This window comes from Shimazuella sp. NTD248 (assembly GCF_059510395.1).
Genome location: NZ_JCAJZT010000026.1, coordinates 1 through 1642, shown reverse-complemented (window position 1 = coordinate 1642; position 1642 = coordinate 1). Strand labels below are relative to the sequence as shown.

Annotated in this window: 1 protein-coding gene; it reads left to right on the top strand. The window is 48.8% G+C overall.

Annotated features, from left to right (window positions below):
- On the top strand, window positions 1-1469 hold a 1469-nt coding region (locus AC5WOE_RS19970), incomplete at its 5' end, for an exosporium glycoprotein BclB-related protein (protein ID WP_496053347.1).
- Between the last annotated feature and the right edge of the window lie 173 nt (window positions 1470-1642).

The window sequence follows — 1642 nt, the reverse complement described above, 5'->3', positions numbered from 1 at the left end:
CGGGTGAAACCGGGGTCAAGGGTGAAACTGGAGCCACAGGAGAGGCCGGAGCCACGGGAGAAACGGGAGCCCAAGGAAATACGGGAGCGAAGGGAGAAACGGGAGCCCAAGGAAATACGGGAGCGAAGGGAGAAACGGGAGCCCAAGGAAATACGGGAGCGAAGGGAGAAACGGGAGCCCAAGGAAATACGGGAGCGAAGGGAGAAACGGGAGCCAAAGGAAATACGGGAGCAAAGGGAGAAACGGGAGCCAAAGGAAATACGGGAGCAAAGGGAGAGACCGGAGCCAAAGGAAATACGGGAGCAAAGGGAGAGACCGGAGCCAAAGGAAATACGGGAGCGAAGGGAGAAACCGGAGCCAAAGGAAATACGGGAGCGAAGGGAGAAACCGGAGCCAAAGGAAATACGGGAGCGAAGGGAGAAACGGGAGCCAAAGGAAATACGGGAGCGAAGGGAGAAACGGGAGCCAAAGGAAATACGGGAGCAAAGGGAGAAACCGGAGCCAAAGGAAATACGGGAGCCAAGGGAGAGACCGGAGCAAAAGGTAGAACTGGAGCCAAGGGAGAAACTGGAGCGAAGGGAGAAACGGGAGCCAAAGGAAATACGGGAGCCAAGGGAGAGACCGGAGCAAAAGGTAGAACTGGAGCCAAGGGAGAAACTGGAGCAAGAGGTAAGACTGGAGCCAAAGGAAATACGGGAGCAAAGGGAGAAACCGGAGCAAGAGGTAGGACTGGAGCAAAGGGAGAGACCGGAGTCAAGGGAAATACCGGAGTAACAGGAGATGCCGGAGTCAAGGGAAATACCGGAGTAACAGGAGATATCGGAGCCACCGGTATGACCGGAGCAACAGGAGCGGTTGGAGCCATCGGAGTGACTGGATTAACGGGAATGACTGGAACTACAGGAGTCACCGGTGCGACCGGAGTAACTGGAGCCACCGGGTCCACTGGTGTCCCTGGATCAAGTGCTATTATTCCATTTACTTCTGGTCTTCCAGTTTCACTAACTTCTGCATTATTTGAGGAAGTTGGAACTCAAGCACTCATTGGCTTTGGAAATTCAGGTTCAGTTGTTGCTGTCTTAGGTGGAACAATAGATATCGCAGCAGTCCCGGGAGCATTTCATAACTTAGCATTCTCCATGCCTCGGGATGGTATTCTCACATCATTTGCTGCATATTTTAGTACAACTGTTGATTTATCTTTATTAGAAACAATAACGATAACAGCTAGGATATATTCTTCGCCTGCACCTGACAACATATTTACACAAATCGCTTCAGCAGCATTAGAACCAAGTCTTACAGGGATTGTTTCAGAAGGAACTATCAGCAGCGTTGTATCGGAATTGCCAAGTATACCTGTAACCGCTGGAACGCGTTTGCTACTCGTCTTTACAGCGGATTCAGGTGATTTAGATATTGGTACTGTTATAGAGGGCTATGCAAGTGGCGGTTTAGCTATTAACTAATGAAATAAAAAGGTCTTAAGGTAAATCCCGATAAGACCTTTTTTGCTTACTGTTAGATTCGATGTTATGTATTGGTTGTACGAATTATTATTTTTCGAAGGTGAAAAAGAATACTTTAGGTCAAAAGAATGGGTGAATGTTCAAGGATAAGATCACAGGCTGAAAATTTTTTA